The organism is Noviherbaspirillum aridicola (genome assembly GCF_019656455.1).
In the GTDB taxonomy this organism is placed as follows: Bacteria; Pseudomonadota; Gammaproteobacteria; order Burkholderiales; family Burkholderiaceae_D; genus Noviherbaspirillum; species Noviherbaspirillum aridicola.
The window spans coordinates 132,456-147,913 of record NZ_BPMK01000012.1 but is presented as its reverse complement, the minus strand read 5'-3'; the positions used below and the strand labels follow the sequence as shown (position 1 = coordinate 147,913).

Below are 15,458 nucleotides of genomic sequence, written 5' to 3'. Positions count from 1 at the left end.
CTTAGGCTAGCTGTGCGTTCCACGAACTGCGGATGGAAATTTCGACGAGGTCGTTCACACGGTCGTACGCATCGCGGGCTCTGCTATAGGTCTTCATGCTGCCGTCGTACCGACTGATGTCGTAGACGGTTCCGAATTCCGCAGAACTGGACGAGGTGACTGCCGTCTTCGGAATCTCGACCGGCAACACTTTCTCTGCATAGGTGGCGGAGATCCAGGAGCGGACAACATCGCTGGCGACATCGGCGGAATCAACGCGGGCCAGCAGGACGTGAATGAAGTCGAAGGTCTTGCTGATACCGGCGCTTTCCACGAGATTGGACGCGAGATCGCTGAACAGGCTCCAGAACTGCGCTGAACTTGCGAAGTCGAGCGCGTTAGGAGGAAGAGGAACCATGAGGCCGTCCGCAGCCATGAACGCGTTGATCGTGACATAGGAAAGCGAGGGCGGCGTATCGATGATGATCACATCATAGTCATCACGTACATCTTCGAGCCCGAGATTGAGCACGTCCCAGAACTGGAACTCGGGGTCTTTCATCTGCCGCGATGGCAGCACGAATTCGGCAGAGAACAGGCTTGACGAAGCCGCCACCAGGTCGATTCCGTCCCAGTAGGTTGACTGAATGGAGGGCTTGATCGTGGTGGTGTCACCATAGACGAGCGGGGCGATGGTCTGATCTTCCGTTACCTCGGTGTCCGGCATGATGCCGAACAAGGTGGTCAGCGACCCCTGAGGGTCGGCGTCGACCACGAGCACCTTGTGTCCGCGCAGACTCAGTCCCTGCGCCATCACCATCGCCGTAGTGGTCTTGCTCACACCGCCCTTGAAGTTGCCGATTGCGAGCGTGATTGCACGGGCGCCTTCCGGGCGCAGGTAGCTCGATCGGTAGTGTTGAACCCAGGCCCGGGCTTCCTGCAGGCTGAATTCGCGACGCGAGCCTTTGTCATTCAACTGACCTGCGGGCAGATCACCTTTACTAATGCGGTAGGCAACCTGACCCTTATCGATACCGCACAGCGCGGCAAGCTGGCTGGAAGAAAACACCGGCGGGTTTTTGATGGCATTCGGCGCCAGCATCCGGGACCGAATCTGGTTGACCATCTGCGCCGCCCTCTCGGCCTGCTCGACGATATCGCTTATATGGATCTTCTGGTTACTCTTCAGGTCTGGCGCAATCATAGAACTCCCATTGGTTTTATTTACGTGAAATATTCTACGCCAGCCAAGCGTTCATCCGCCATCAGAAATTCTACGAAAATCCGCGGATTGATCAGAAAACGAAAAATCTTCGCTCGTACTGATTCCGGAAAAGAGTTTCCATTTTGCCTGGCCGCTAGAAAAAGTAAACCTACTTCAAGATCTTTAAGAACTATAAGACACGATATTTCGTTTAAAAACAGATGGTTATAGTTAGATCGGTGAGAGGTTTTGGGGAGTAGGGTGAGAAGAATTGGGAGTAATGGTGAGCAGCAATGGGAGTATTGGTGAGCGGCATTGGGAACAAAGGTGAGGGGATATAGGCCTGCCGGGCAGGGGCAGGCAGTCATTCCAAGGTGAGAAATTTTGGGAGAGGAGCCGCAACGACCGTTCTCACGAAAGAAAAACAGGGTGCCCGGCAAGCGACAGGTGAGATTGCACTTCGCTTGAACTCACTATAGACTCTCATGCAATCGAGAATACCCTGCAGTCATTTCATGGCCGAAGCCAGCAAAACCACCCGACGAAGCCGCAGCACGAAAGCCGCCGAGCCGGACTACCTGCTGCGCAAGCCGGTCAACACGCTCGCCATCGTCCCGAAATCCGAAAAGATCACGGTCACCGCACGCAAGATCTATAACGTCATGCTGCAGTATGCCCAGCGACAGGGCGTCGACCAGGAGCGCTACCGTGCCCGCCTCTCCGAAATCGCCATCGGCATCGATTTCAACTCGAACAATACCGAGATCATTAAACAGTATTTCAGGCAGATGGCGACGACTGGCGTCGAATGGCAGTCTCCCACGACCGGTGAAGGCGCGCGCTGGAGCATCTCCGCGCTGATCGCCCACGCCGACCTCATTCAGCGAGGGAACGAACTCACACTGGAGTGGAGCTACGCGCCCAATATCAAACAGGAACTGCTCGATCCGCAGCGTTTTGCCAAGATGTCGCTCCAGGTCCTCGCCGCGCTCAATACGATGGCGTCGCTCGTGCTGTACGAGATCTGCTGCCGCTATGCGGACAACCCCGGCGGGCTGACTGCCCGACAGGCCTGGGCATGGTGGCGGCCGGTGTTGACGGGCACCCCGGACAGTCCGGCGAGCGCGTATCAGGAATACAAGATCTTCAACCGCGACGTCGTCAAGAAGGCCGTCAAGAAGGTGAATGAAGTCACCGACCTCGAGGTGGAACTGATCGAGCACAAGAACGGCCGCTCGGTGCAGGACCTGCAGTTTCGCGTACGGCGCAAGCAGGCGCAGCTCGGCCCCGCGCAGCGGCCGATCGAGCCGGTGGATCTGCGCACCATCGGCAATGCGATACGCGCCGGACTGCCGCAGGACCGGGCAGAAAAGCTGCTCCTGCGGTTCGGCGCCAAGGCGCTCGACGATGCGATCGCCATCATGAATGAGCGGCAGCGGCGGCAGGACATGGAGCCCGTTCGCGCGCCGGAGAAATACCTGCTCACCATCCTGCAGTCGGGTCAGCTCGCGACTGAAAAGGAAGCGCCGCCGCCGCTGCGCAAGACATTCGACACCAAGGCCGAGCGGCTGAAGCTGATCGAACAGTTCATGGCCAACAAGCGCGCCGAACTGTCCGAGATGTTCCAGGAGATGCCGGAGCAGGACCAGCAGCAATGGATCGTCCGCTTCGAGCAGGAAGCCCTGCCCGCATCCGGGGCGATCCGCAAGGCGTTCCAGAGCAAGGGCATACAGAGCCAGATCGTTCGCCCGGTGTTTCTGAAGTTCCTCGGCAATGCGGTCTGGGAGGACGGCTGGGAGAAGCCGTCGGAGTCGGAACTCACCGACCTTGCGATACGCATGAAGAACGAACAGCTGGCCACGGTGGACATGCGCATGCGGCTGCGCTGAAGAGGCGCTGCCAGCGAGCGTACAGGCGGCCGGCAGCGCCGCCCGCGTCTATCGTCTGCCGATGCCGATGTATTCGAGTCCGTAGCCGCGCACCGACTCCGGATCGTAGAGATTGCGCCCGTCGAAGATGACCGGATGCCTGAGCAGTTCGCGCACCATCGCATGATTGGGCGATCGGAATTCCTTCCACTCGGTGACGATGACGAGTGCGTCGGCGCCGCGCAGCGCGTCCATCGCGGAGTCCGCAAGGCTGAGCCGATCGTCGTTGCGAAACAGGCGGCGAGCTTCGGGCATGGCGACCGGGTCATAGCCGACCACACGCGCGCCGGCATCGAACAGGCCTTTTATCACGACGCGGCTCGTGGCTGCCCGCATGTCGTTGGTATTGGCCTTGAACGCCAGACCCCACATGGCAAAACGGCGCCCCTTCAGATCATTGCCGAAACGGGCCTTGATCTTGTCGAGCAGCAGGCGCTTCTGCGCTTCGTTTGCATCGTCGACGGCTTCAAGCACGCCCAGGCGCACGCCGTTGTCGCCGGCGGTACGCAGCAGTGCCCGCACGTCCTTCGGGAAGCACGACCCGCCGTAGCCGCAGCCCGCATAGAGGAAGTCGAAGCCGATGCGCGGGTCGGAGCCGATGCCTACCCGCACCCGTTCGATGTCCGCGCCGACCTTGTCGGCAAGATTGGCGAGTTCGTTCATGAAGGAGATGCGCGTGGCCAGCATGGCGTTGGACGCATACTTGGTCAGTTCGGCGGAACGGGTGTCCATCACCATCAGACGATCGTGATTGCGCACGAATGCCGAATAGATGCTGCGCAGGCAGGCAATCGCCTGCGGGTCGTCGGCACCGATGATGACGCGGTCGGGGCGCATGAAATCCTCCACCGCGGCGCCCTCCTTGAGGAACTCCGGATTGGAGACCACCGCGAAGTCGACATCGGCGCCGCGGCGCGCAAGCTCCTCGCGAATCACGGCGTCGACGGCATCGGCCGTGCCGACCGGGACGGTGGACTTGTTGACCACGATGGTGCGGCTGTCCATGTGGCGACCGATGTTGCGTGCGGCGGCGAGCACATACTGCAGATCGGCCGAGCCGTCTTCCCCGGGCGGCGTGCCGACGGCGATGAACTGTACGGCGCCGAAGCGGACCGCCTCCCGCTGATCGCTGGTGAAGCGCAAGCGTCCGGCGGCGACATTGCGCGCGGCGATTTGCTCCAGTCCTGGTTCGTAGATCGGAATGCGGCCGTCGTTGAGCATGGCGATCTTGGCTGTATCGACGTCCAGGCACAGGACGTCGTTGCCGACTTCGGCCAGGCAGGTCCCGGTGACCAGGCCGACGTAGCCGGTGCCGATGACGGTTATGTTCATGCGCGACTCCCTTCTATGACTGTTGGAATGATTACTGTGAAACGAATTCGCGCAGGCGGGCGAGCAGCGCGGGGTCGGCGTGATCGCTGATCGCCTCGCCGGATTGCAGTACCTCGCGCGCGTTCAGCAGGCGGGCGACGTCGTCGGCTTCCTCGGCCACGAATACGCCTGGCTTCCTGCCGAGCCAGCGGGCGGTGGCCAGCTGATGCTCATTGCGATGCTCGCCAAGCGATGCGCGGCGCGGCAGGATCAGGATGCGCTTCTGGTACTTGAGCGCGGTCAGGATCGACCCCATCCCCGCATGCGAGACGATCAGGTCGGCCTTGCGGAACAGGTCGTCGGCGAGCGCCGGCGCGAGGTAGTCGGCATGCTCGCAGTGACGCGGCCGATACTTGCCGGCGCCGGTCTGGGCGAAGACCCTGGCCCGGCTGGCGCCGGCCCAGTCATCCACCGCCGCCACCAGGCGATCGAAGGGCAGCTGTGTGCCAACGGTCAGGAAGATCACAGCACACCTCCCCAGTACTGCGGACCCGCCGGCTGGGACAAGTGTGCCCACTGGGTGAGCCAGACATCGGCGTAGCGCCTCGCATACTTCCCCGAGACGGAGAGCTGTTCGGAGTTGGCGATGCTGTCGATCCAGACGGTGCGGGCGCCGAACAGGCGGCCGAAGAGAATCGCGGCGAAGCCGGGCGCGGCGCCGGTCGACACGACGATGTCCGGGCGCAGGCGGGCGACGTGCACCAGGACCTCGAAGAACATGCGCAACAGCCGCAGCTTTTCCTTGAGATTGGCGTCGGCCACGGTGATGAGGCTCGCATCCACGTCCCGCGCGTATGCGGCGTTGGTCGTCATGTAGGTCACGTCGCTGTCCACGAAGGCCGGGCGCAGCCGCAGCAGCTGCACCCAGTGGCCACCGCCCGAGGCGACCGCAAGGACATGTTTTCGTGTGGTGTTCATGTTTCTGGCCCTCCATGTGAAGATCGAAGTAAGGGATGGCGCGCCGGAAGGGATCGCGCCGGCGTGAGACTGGACATCGTGGAAGACGGTTTTCCGGCTGTGGACGCGGGCAGGGTTTCGAGCTGCAGCTCCACCCAGCCCGGTCCCCTGGCTTCCATGCCAACCAGGAGCGCGGTACGACGGCGGGCGGGTCCGAGGGCGGGCGCCGACAGCTGCGAAAGCGTGAAGGGGCCCGAGCCTGCCATGCGCAGTACGAAGGACCGGGCGCCGCACGTGAGCCTGGCTGTCCAGGTTCCGTCGCTGCGCCACGAGGCCTGCGGCTGCAGCGCACCGAAGCCCGCCGCCTCGGGCAGCGGATCCGGGCCCGAGGCGGCGGGCGTGGCGGGCGTGGCGGCGAGCGCGCAGTCGGTGTGATAAATGGCGCCGAAAACATGTGCGGCGCCCGGCCCGGCCCGGAACTGCAGCCGATCGGTGAATACCCGTTCGCGGGTCCGGAGCTGCCGCTGGACCTCGACGCCCCGCTGAAACGACCTGATGGTGGCGGCGACGGCGCTGTCGGCGGCATCCGTCGCCGTCGGCCGCGCGAACCAGTTGCTGATCCCCTGGCTGTCGACAAGCGGCACATTGTGGGCGGGCGCGCGCTTGTAGTAGTCGCGGTGCAGCGAGGATCCGTAGGCCGGCGTCGGCGAGTGGCGGAATACCCAGGTGTCGCCATGCTTGAGTTCGAAGCTGAGTATGTCCTGGTGGGCATGAAAGCGGGCGCCCTGACCGGCACGCAGGATGGCTTCCCAGTGCTGGTCGCGCAACAGCAGCGATTTCAGGCCCGCAATGTCGTGCGCGCCGTCGTCGCCTCGTACCCTGAGCAAGGGTGCCTGTCCGGGCGGGTCGAGCAAACTCTCCCAGTCTTGCTCCCGGTTGGCGGCGTCGGCTCCCTGCGCGGTAGGGACGGTCCGCCTCACCCTGTGCAGCAGGCCGAGGTCGGGAATTTGCGGATGCCGATTGCTGTCGTTGATGGTGGGGCCATCGCCGCCGCGGAATCCGACGCGCAACGGAGAGGCAAGCAGAGACAGCATTGGCCGATGCAGCGCTTGCCAGTCTTCGAACCGCCCGCGCAGGGACGCGGCGAGCAGAGTTTCGTGCACCGCCTGTACGACGTAATTCTGATAGCCGAGCGACAGCTCCAGCCAGTAGCCGTCCGGCGAAGTGCCGGCGTCAAGCAGGGCCGGGAGGGAGGCGGGGCCGTTCAGCGTTTGCTTCAGCAGGTCCTCGTCGCTGCACTCCATGGCCGCGATGGCGGCCGCCGAGCTGTACCAGACGGCAATGTTATGCACCTCACGCTGGCTGGCCATCAGTTTTCTCGCGGCCGGCAGCAGCAGGTTGTCGCACCACCCGGCCGCGCGGGAGCCGGAGCTCATCGGCCGCAACAGACGTACCGCGTCCGCCAGCAGGGGCATGACGTTCGCCACGTCCAGCCCCTGTCTGAACAGTCCCCCGGCGCCTGCCCTGGCGGTCCTGGCCGACAGGCGCGCATACATGTCGAGCTGGGCCGACGCCCACTCGGCAATCGGGCGCGAGCGCGTCAGCACCGCGAGCCGGGCGGCCGCGTGCAGCATGCCCATGTTGCGGTGACGGAGCAGGGCGATGCAGCCGGCGCGCTGCGGTCCGGATCGCGAGGCTTCGCAATCACTGTCGGGAGGTGCGCTGCGGAAGGCGCCGGTGGCTTCATCCTGAAATTCGTGGATCCAGCCCGCTTCCGCGCTTCCGCGATCCCGCTCGCGTGCCATCCAGGTTTCGATGCGCTGCGACTCCTGCTTCAGCCAGGCGCGCCAGGTTTCATCTGCGCCGACCCGCATCCTGGCCCCCTCCCAGTCCTCCGTCGCCGGCCGGACCTGGAGCGTGCCCGCGCCGCCGGCCGCCGCGGCGGACACGGCAAGACCGGCGAGCAGGATCATTGACATCTGCCGAAAGCGCATCACGATGACCGATTCCCTGTTGGATGACGGACTGATTCCGCGGAAGTGACGGACCTCACGGCGAGGGCCTCCGCAGCGCCCGCCAGTCGAACCAGAGCCCGTACAGCTGCCGTCGCCCGAGCGCGGCCAGTGCGACGAGATAGGTCGCGCCGCCGATCGAGGCCAGCATGAGCAGGCGTACGAGCGCCGTCGCGTGCGCTACCGCATCGGCATCCCGTGCGAGCGACATGGCGATCCATGCGAGGCATCCGCCGAAAAGCGGCAGCCATGTGCAGCCGATCCAGCCGCGCCACGCCGCTTTCAGGTGCCGATGCAGCAGCCAGAGATTCACGGGGGCGACAAGCAGCTGCGATGCGACGAAAGCCATGGCCACGGCGGCGAGTCCGCGGTCGTGCGCCAGCCATACCGCGAGCAGGGCGCCCAGGGAGCGCGCCGCCGACAACATCAGCGTGAGTCCGGGGCGGCCCAGGGCATTGAGCACGGCGGTATCGAATTTCTGCAGGACTTGCAGTGCCCCGAGCAGCGCGACCGGCCCGAGTACCTGGGCGCAGGCGGTCCAGCGGGGACCGAAGGCGATGAGGGCGATTTCCGGTGCAGCAGCGGACAGCACGGCCCATGCGGGCGTCGCCGCCAGGGCGGCGGCGCTGACGGAAGACAGATAGGCCGCACGCAGGCGGTCGAGGTCTGCGGCAAGGCGGGCGTAGCCCGACTGGGCCACGTCGGACAGGGCGAGGCCGAGCAACTGCATGAAGATGTAGTGGATCTTGGTTCCCACGGCATAGATGCCGAGCGCATGGGGACCGAGCAGCATGGCGATCAGCAGCTCGACGCCGCGGGTACCGGCGTACTCGACGAGGCGCATGCCGGTCACGTGCGTGCCGAAGCAGGCGAGCTGCCCGACGCCCCTGAAATCCGGGCGTACCCGCAGGGACCACGCAGGACGAAGCCACAGCGCGCCGGCGTTGAGTGCGGACGACACCAGCAGTTGCACCACCAGCGCCCACACGCCGTGCCCGGTCGCCGCCAGCCACACCCCGACCGCGCCGCCGACGATGGTGGAAAACAGGGTGCGCATCGCCAGCCGCCGGAACTCGAAGCGCCGCCGGGCCATCGCTTCCTGGGCAAAGCCCGCGCTCGAAAAAAGCAGGGTCAGACACCCCACCTGCAGCACGGCGCCCAGGCGCGGGATGCCGACCAGGGTTTCCACCAGCGGCGCGGCAGACCACAGGACCGCCGTCAGCAGTACCGCGGCAAGCATGTTCAGCAGCAGCACTGCGTTGAGCTGCGCCGGCGTGACCTGCGGACGCTGAACCACCGCCTGCACCATGCCGAGGTCGGCGAATATTTCGAGGAAGACGAAGACCGCGAAGGCGGCGGAGAACAGCCCCATGTCCTCGGGCGCAAGCACGCGCACGAGCTGGAAATAGATCGCGAAACCGGCGAGGCGTCCGCCCCAGGTACGTACGAGCGACCAGGCAAGGCTGGAAAGAATGGGAGGATTCATGGGTCACCGCCGGGCCGGATGGACGGGTTCCCGGTCAGGGAGGCTTATCGCCGGTGCCGGCGTGAACCAGCCGCCGAGTCCCGCGCGGATTCCCTCGCGAAGTTCGCGGGCGGACAGCTCCCGCAGCGCAAGCAGCGATACGCCGACCGCCAGCTTGCGCAGCATCTGCGCGGTGAGCCGCGGCCGCGAGCGGGCGGCGCGCGCCAGGGCAAACAGGCTGCCCGCGAAATAGCGCGAGCGCACCCAGGGCATGCGGTCCCGGTGCCCGATCAGCGGATCGGCGGCGACGAGGGCTGCGCCGTTGCCGCGCGCGAGCGCGCGCAGCGCGTAGTCGAGGTCTTCGCCGCCGTTGATGCGGGCGCCCACGCCGAGCCGCTCGTCGAATCCGCCGACCGCTTCCACCACCGAGGCGCGCACCATCAGCGTATTGGAGGACACGACGCGCACCAGGTCGCCATACCCGCGAAGCGGACGAAACGCCCGCGTCGCCGCGCCGCGTTGCAGCGGCACGGGATCCGCGCCGTAGCGGCAGGTCACGAGGGCGAGCGAGCCGTGCGCGGAAAACAGGCCGTTCACCTCCGCGAGCACACCCTGCGGATACCAGGCATCATCGTCCGGAAAAGCGACCCACAGCGCACGGGAGAGCGCGCCTTCCTGTCGTGCACGGCACAGAAGCAGATTGCGCGCCCGCGAGAGGGAGACCCGATCGCCGATGGCCATCACGCACGACGTATCCCCGGCCGCGGCGAGAAGTTCCGCGGGCGGGCCGCCGGGCGCACGCTGCAGCAGGATGTAGTGACGTATCGTCAGGGGCGCCGCCTGCATCGCGTGCTGCACGCTGCCGAGCAGGCGCAGCAGTTCCGCGCTGCGGCCGCCGGCGAGATCGCAGGTCGTCAGCAGCACGATGCCTTGCCGGTCCCGCGGCGACGGGATGCAGCGCGGGGCGGCGGGATCGGGTGTCGGTCTGATTGCCATGGTCTCAGTCATGTCCTCAGTCCAGCGCATGCTCGGCGGTGTGGCGGCGCTGGACTTCATCGGCGCCGGCCAGCCTGCCGAAGCGGCCGGTCTCGATGTTTTCGCGAATCACGCGCGCAGGATTGCCGGCCACCATGCAGCGCGGCGGAACGTCACGGAGCACCACCGAGCCGGCGCCGACAATGACGTGGTCGCCGATTTGCACGCCTGGCAGGATGATGCTGCGCGCGCCGATGAAACAGCAGCTGCCTATGCGGGTATGCAGGCGCACCCCGCGCGTGAGGTCGTGGGTCAGAATGGCGGCATCGAATGCCACGTAGCTCCAGGCGCCCACATGGACGCCGCGCGGATTGGTCTTGTCGAACCTGGCCGACAGCGAGAACTGGCAGGTGGGGTGCAGATCCATGCCGAACACGCGGCGATAGATGACGCGGGCGGCGGCGACCAGCGCATTTCGCAACCAGGAAAGATGTGAAAGCCGCATCCTTGATCCTTTCAGCTGATGTAACGGTGAATGAGCGCGGTGCGGGAGGAAAGCCCGGTGAGCCACGCAAGCAGCAGCGGCGCGCCTATCCCCGCGCAGAAGGTGACGCCCAGCAGCGGCAGGAACAGCCCCGGTTCATAGGTGAAGGTCTTCAGGAAGAAGGCCTTCGCCGCACCGATCGCGATGACGTTGAAGAGATAGACAGGCATCGAGTGGCGCCCGCAGAAATGGAGGACATCGAGCAGTCGGGCCGGGGCGTGCCGCAGCGCGGACGGAATCGCGAGCGCGGCGGCCAGCCCGCAGACGACGAGGCCGGCGGTCCGGTCGAACGGCAGGGCAAGCAGCAGGGCGAAGCCTCCGCCGAGCAGCAGCGCGAGCCAGGGACCGGGCAGCCGCTCCAGCCAGCGCCGCGACTGCGCGATGCCGCCTGCCACGAAGAACAGATAGAACTCGGCGAGTCGGTTGGCGAACAGGATGTCGGGCACGGGCAGCGTGTACAGGAATGCGGCGAACAGCGCGAGGAGCGCGAGGCGGCCGCCGGCAAGACGGTAGAGCACGGGCGTCGCGACGCAGAAGACGAACAGCACGAACAGATACCAGATCGTCAGCACGGGGCTGTTCTCGGTATCCATCACCAGCCCGCGCAGCGCGTGCGCAAGGGTTGCCGGCGCTTCGTCGACGTAGGCGAAACCGGACAACAGCAGCTTGCCGGCCACGATGAGCATGCCGAGCCCGAAGAACGGAACCAGCAGCCGGTCGGCGCGTCGGGCGGCGTAGCCGGGCAGCTGCGAAAGCCGTTGCAGCTGGGCGCCGCGATGAAAGTACACATAGCCGCTGGCAAACATGAACAAGGGCATGTGGAAGAGATAGACCTTGTACTTGAACAGCTCATACCAGTCGGTCGCTCCCAATGTGCGGTACTTGACCAGGTGCGCGGCCACGACGAGGATGATCGCGACGCCCTTGAGATGCTCGATGGCGTCGAGTCGGACGCCTGCGGTGCTGCCTGCGGCGCTCATCCCGGCCTCCGTGCCGCTCGCAGCGGCGCGCCGACGGCGATGCACAGGGGTACGAACAATGCATAGCTCAGATAGAAGACATTGTCGGTGGATGCATAAAGAAAGAAGATCGCGAGCAGCAGCACGCCGAGCGGCCACGTCGCGCGCGAATACAGGCGGCGACCGAGAAACAGCAGCAGGATGCCGAGCAGGAAAGCTGCCTCGCCCGCATAACCGAGTTCCACCAGCAGGCGCAGATACTCGTTGTGCGCGGCCGTCGTATTGGTCAGGCGCAGCACGTGCTCGGGAATGAGCAGGCCGTGATGGCCGAAACCGACGCCTGTGAGCGGATAGCGGTCGACCCATGGCGCGAGCGAGTCCCAGAGCTTGTCGCGGCCGCTGGAGGAACCGGAAAGGATGCGGATCAGTATCTGGTCGCCGGCCGTGAGCAGGAATCCGGTGCAAAGCACGCCGCCGCCGGCGGCCAGCGCGAGTCGTGCGCCGGCGCTGGAAAGCGCCGTCATCAGGATGAGCGCGGCGCTGGCCGCCGCGCAGGCGGACGGCATGCGTGTGCCCGACAGTGCGCACAGCGCGAGCGCGACACCGGCAACCAGCATCCACCGGGGCTTTCTATTCTCTGCATAAAGGAAGCTGGCCGCCACGGTCGCGGCGTAACTGGCGGCGGCGAGAAACGCGGGGATGGTGGCGCCGCCGAGGCGGGATGCGCCGGTATGGTCCCGCATGAACAGCGGCCTGCCCAGGAGTGCGGCGAGAAGCAGGCTGTAGGCGATCAGTATCAGCGGCGCGCAGGCGATCGACACCAGCATCAGGCGCCGCTGCGCGAGGGTCGGCGGGGCCAGGAAGAATGCGGCGAGCGCAATCAGGGCGATCAGCGCGAACAGCAGGCGCACCCAGGAAAATGCGGCAAACGGCGTCAGCAGGCCGGTGATCATCGTGCTCAGGCACATCAACGCGAGGCCCGCGCCCGCGACCGGGTCTCGGGACTTGCCGTGCAGGTAGCAGACGGCGGCGGCCAGGAACAGCATTTTCTCAAGCGCGTTGATATTGCCCAGGCCGAGGACCTGACCAAGGTTCAGGACCAGCATGGCCATCGCCAGCGACCAGAAGACGGTGAAAGCGGGCGTCCGCGCCGCCGCATGGGCCACCCCGTCCGGGAGATGCATGAAGAATGGCTGAGCCTGTGACATCGCGCGCGTGACCTCAGAAATCGTTGAGCACGGCGCCAGCGATCTCGATGCCGCCCGCATGCAGGTGCGCGCTGAGGGCACGCATGTCCGACACGCTCGTCCTGTGCTGGCGGGCGACCACCAGGACCGCGCCGGCGCGTCCGGCCACCGCAAACGCGTCGTCGGTCAGGGAAACCGGCGGCGTGTCGTACAGGATGACGTCGTATCTCGGACGAAGGCGGGCACGCAGTGCGTCGAAAGCGGGCCGTCCCAGCAGTTCCTGCGGATTCGGCGGCGGGGTGCCGGCGCACAGGACAGAGAGCGACGGGACGATATCGAGCTCGACGATCGCCTCGGTGCCAGCGCGCCCGGCGAGCGCGTCGGCCAGGCCGTGGCGGGCGCGCAGGTTGAAGATCGCGTGCTGACGCGGTCGGCGCAGGTTGGCGTCGACGAGCAGCGTACGCGCGCCCTGCTGCGCGAAGCAGACGGCGAGGTTCGCCACGAGCAGGCTGACGCCGTCGCCCTGGTTGACCGCACTGGCCGCGAGTTCCGCTCGGCCGCCGGCGAACCATGTCCGCGCTAGCCGGGCGCGCAGGCTGCGCATGCGCTCCGTCTCCCTGGAGAAGGGCCGATAGACTGTCGCCAGTTCCGGCGCCAGTCCGCCGGCGCCGGGCCGCAGAAAGCAGTAATCGAACTGGCGCGCCAGCGCATGCTGGACATCCGCGTCTTTCACCACCCCCAGCAGCAGCGCGGCCTCGCCGAAGCGCATCGGTTTCTGCTTCTGCAGCAGCAGGATGCGGTCCACGTCGGCCGCGGTGAGCTTGCCGTCATCCATCAGCAGCCTGCCGATCGTCGGCTTCATGCTGCCGGCGCCGGCGGCCAGGGCTTTCATAGAGCGCAGAGTATTGTCCATTGCATCGAATTGGGAGGTTGATGGAAGTTCGTGCAGTGCGCGCGCGTCATCTCCGGCAGTCACGCTTGAGACAGTCGAGCGATTCGAGCAATCGCGTGACGGCCTCCTGGTGCGCGCCATCGCGGCTGAGTCTGGCCTCGCCTTGTTCGGCCACCCATGCCAGCCCGCGCACCACGCTTTCTTCCACTTCGCCGGCATTGGGCACGGGCGGCGCGGCGGCACGCGACAGGCCCGCTCGCCTCAGGCCCTGGCGCAGATATCCCTTGAAGCGCTTGCCCGGCCCGGCCTGTCTTGCCTGCGCCGCGATGTGAGCGCCGTCCCAGATGCGCGGCAGCTGCAACGGACGGTAGGACATGCCGAGCGACTCGCACCAGTCGGACCACTTGAAGTCGAGGATGTGGTCGTAGCAGGAAACGGCAATCCAGGGCACGCGGAAGGCATCGGCCACGATCGCCGCATGCATGGCCTCCGCGATCACCAGACGCGACTGCCGGATGCGGGCGACGGTTTGCGCGACGTCGTCCGCCGGGTCGAGGTAACGCAGTCCGGCCTTTTCGCACAGGCCGCGCCAGTCGGCGTGGCGAAGGCTGGCGTGATGCGGCATGTAACTGACGAAAGCGCCGGGCGTGGGCGCCGGGATCGGCATGCGGGTGAGCAGCACGGCGGGATCGGAGATGGCCATCGATCTGTCGAGACCAAGGCATTGGGCGGAACGAGGACCGCGTACGCAATAGAACTTCCACTTGTGATCGATCCGGGGCGGACGGTGGTAGCCGACGCCCGAACCGAACACGACCTTGCGCGGCCGGGCGGGGGCCTTCGAATTGATCAGCGTCCCGATGCCGACCAGCACCGTGGAATCGTCATCGTCGAAAAGCTCGGGCGCGAGCGCATTCCAGATCCAGGGATTGAGGTCATCGCCGAAATTGCCCCTGCGGTCTTTGTAATAGAACAGCTTCATCGCATCTCCTGTTGCGGTTGAACCGTGTCGACACTCAGCCGCCGTGCTGCGAAACGCCCGCAGCGATAGGCGAGGCGCTTGAGGCGCAGGCCGATGACGGTCGGCACGCGCCGCAGCGTGATGAGAATGAAGCGGGGGGATCGCAGCAATGCCAGGCAGGCGCCCGCCGGGTCGCGCGCGCGCAGCGGACAGATCACTTCATAGAACACCAGCAGGTCGCGGGTCGCCGCCGCGCGCCGCACCAGGGCCTTGCGCGCCTCGGGCCGCTTCTGGATGCAGGGATCGTCCAGCAGCCGCTGGTTCAGGGCGATCGCCGCCCGCACCATCGCCACGCGCGAGGTGGTGAGGGAGCCGGTGGCGCCGCGCCGCAGATAGTAGAAGGTCTCGCGCGTGAGGAGCACGCGCGCGCCGCCGATCAGCCACGACAGGTAGAGCAGGTAGTCCTCGCCGTAGCGCAGGCTTTCGTCATATCTGTGCCCATGCACGGAAAACAGCGATCGGCGGAATACCGGCTTGAGCGCGCCGATTTCATGCGCAAGCAAGTCGGCCGGGCTCAGCCAGGCGCCGTCTTCCAGTCCGCAGGAGGCCTCGGTGAACAGCGTCGAGCGCGGCCGGCTGCGCCCGTCATCGATGATGAAAAGATCGTCGACGATCGCGTCCGCGCCGTGCAGCATGGCGCGCGCGCATAGCCGTTCCAGCCGTTCGGGACGGAACCAGTCGTCGGCGTCGAGCAGCGCGACCCATTCGCCGCGTGCGGCCGCGATACCCCGGTTGCGGCAATAGGCGGGACCGTGATTGCTGTCGTTGCACAACAAGCGTATGCGGGGATCGGTGCAGGATTCGACGACGGCGCGGGTGTCGTCGGTCGAGGCGTCGTCGACGATGATCAGTTCGAGATCGTCCAGCGTCTGCGCGAGGACGGCGTCGATCGCGCGGCGTATGTAGCGCCCGCAGTTCCACGCGGGCATGACGACCGATACCCGCGGCACGGGACCCGGGCTGTCGGCTGGATGAGGTGCGTCGAAATTCGTCATGTCATGTCCTTGAAGGCAAAGCGGGGCCT

At 65.9% G+C, this 15,458-nt stretch carries 14 protein-coding genes; 1 reads left to right on the top strand and 13 read right to left on the bottom strand.

Going from position 1 to position 15,458, the window contains the following annotated elements; translation table 11 throughout:
* Nucleotide 1: 1 nt before the first annotated feature.
* Nucleotides 2-1,183: an AAA family ATPase gene (locus NCCP691_RS14615; protein WP_220809277.1), complete on the bottom strand. Its 1,182-nt coding sequence runs from the start codon at nt 1,181-1,183 to the stop codon at nt 2-4.
* A gap of 515 nt (nt 1,184-1,698) precedes the next feature.
* Between NCCP691_RS14615 and NCCP691_RS14610 the strand changes: the two genes are divergently transcribed.
* Nucleotides 1,699-3,072 (top strand): replication initiation protein, encoded by a 1,374-nt coding sequence (locus NCCP691_RS14610; protein ID WP_220809276.1) that lies wholly within the window; start codon nt 1,699-1,701, stop codon nt 3,070-3,072.
* A gap of 48 nt (nt 3,073-3,120) precedes the next feature.
* Here NCCP691_RS14610 and NCCP691_RS14605 read toward each other — a convergent pair whose 3' ends face one another.
* The 12 genes from NCCP691_RS14605 to NCCP691_RS14550 all read right to left on the bottom strand — a co-directional run bounded on the left by NCCP691_RS14605 (nt 3,121) and on the right by NCCP691_RS14550 (nt 15,429).
* Nucleotides 3,121-4,443 (bottom strand): UDP-glucose dehydrogenase family protein, encoded by a 1,323-nt coding sequence (locus tag NCCP691_RS14605; protein WP_220809275.1) that lies wholly within the window; start codon nt 4,441-4,443, stop codon nt 3,121-3,123.
* A 31-nt stretch (nt 4,444-4,474) separates the two neighbouring features.
* Nucleotides 4,475-4,948 (bottom strand): glycosyltransferase, encoded by a 474-nt coding sequence (locus NCCP691_RS14600; RefSeq protein ID WP_220809274.1) that lies wholly within the window; start codon nt 4,946-4,948, stop codon nt 4,475-4,477.
* Nucleotides 4,945-5,400 (bottom strand): glycosyltransferase family protein, encoded by a 456-nt coding sequence (locus tag NCCP691_RS14595; RefSeq protein ID WP_220809273.1) that lies wholly within the window; start codon nt 5,398-5,400, stop codon nt 4,945-4,947. Before NCCP691_RS14595 ends, NCCP691_RS14600 begins: the two co-directional genes overlap by 4 nt.
* The gene (locus NCCP691_RS14590) at nt 5,397-7,352 is read right to left on the bottom strand and encodes a heparinase II/III domain-containing protein (RefSeq protein ID WP_220809272.1); all 1,956 of its coding nucleotides are present in this window, start codon (nt 7,350-7,352) and stop codon (nt 5,397-5,399) included. Before NCCP691_RS14590 ends, NCCP691_RS14595 begins: the two co-directional genes overlap by 4 nt.
* A 76-nt stretch (nt 7,353-7,428) precedes the next feature.
* Nucleotides 7,429-8,877, bottom strand: a complete 1,449-nt coding sequence (locus tag NCCP691_RS14585) for a lipopolysaccharide biosynthesis protein (protein ID WP_220809271.1) — start codon at nt 8,875-8,877, stop codon at nt 7,429-7,431.
* A 3-nt stretch (nt 8,878-8,880) separates the two neighbouring features.
* Complete coding sequence (locus tag NCCP691_RS14580; RefSeq protein WP_220809270.1) at nt 8,881-9,852, bottom strand: glycosyltransferase family 2 protein; 972 nt, start codon at nt 9,850-9,852, stop codon at nt 8,881-8,883.
* Nucleotides 9,853-9,868: 16 nt separating this feature from the next.
* Nucleotides 9,869-10,336 carry an acyltransferase gene (locus NCCP691_RS21565; RefSeq protein WP_220809269.1) on the bottom strand — a complete coding sequence of 156 codons (468 nt, stop codon included), beginning with the start codon at nt 10,334-10,336 and terminating at the stop codon, nt 9,869-9,871.
* Nucleotides 10,337-10,347: 11 nt separating this feature from the next.
* Complete coding sequence (locus NCCP691_RS14570; protein ID WP_220809268.1) at nt 10,348-11,355, bottom strand: acyltransferase family protein; 1,008 nt, start codon at nt 11,353-11,355, stop codon at nt 10,348-10,350.
* A complete protein-coding gene (locus NCCP691_RS14565; protein WP_220809267.1) occupies nt 11,352-12,518 on the bottom strand; it encodes an O-antigen ligase family protein in 1,167 nt (388 codons plus the stop codon). Before NCCP691_RS14565 ends, NCCP691_RS14570 begins: the two co-directional genes overlap by 4 nt.
* A 37-nt stretch (nt 12,519-12,555) precedes the next feature.
* Nucleotides 12,556-13,413, bottom strand: coding sequence for a polysaccharide biosynthesis tyrosine autokinase (locus NCCP691_RS14560; protein ID WP_220809266.1), 858 nt, complete (start codon nt 13,411-13,413; stop codon nt 12,556-12,558).
* Between the two features lie 67 nt (nt 13,414-13,480).
* A complete protein-coding gene (locus NCCP691_RS14555; protein WP_220809265.1) occupies nt 13,481-14,395 on the bottom strand; it encodes a polysaccharide pyruvyl transferase family protein in 915 nt (304 codons plus the stop codon).
* Nucleotides 14,392-15,429, bottom strand: a complete 1,038-nt coding sequence (locus tag NCCP691_RS14550; RefSeq protein WP_220809264.1) for a glycosyltransferase family 2 protein — start codon at nt 15,427-15,429, stop codon at nt 14,392-14,394. Before NCCP691_RS14550 ends, NCCP691_RS14555 begins: the two co-directional genes overlap by 4 nt.
* Nucleotides 15,430-15,458 lie beyond the last annotated feature (29 nt).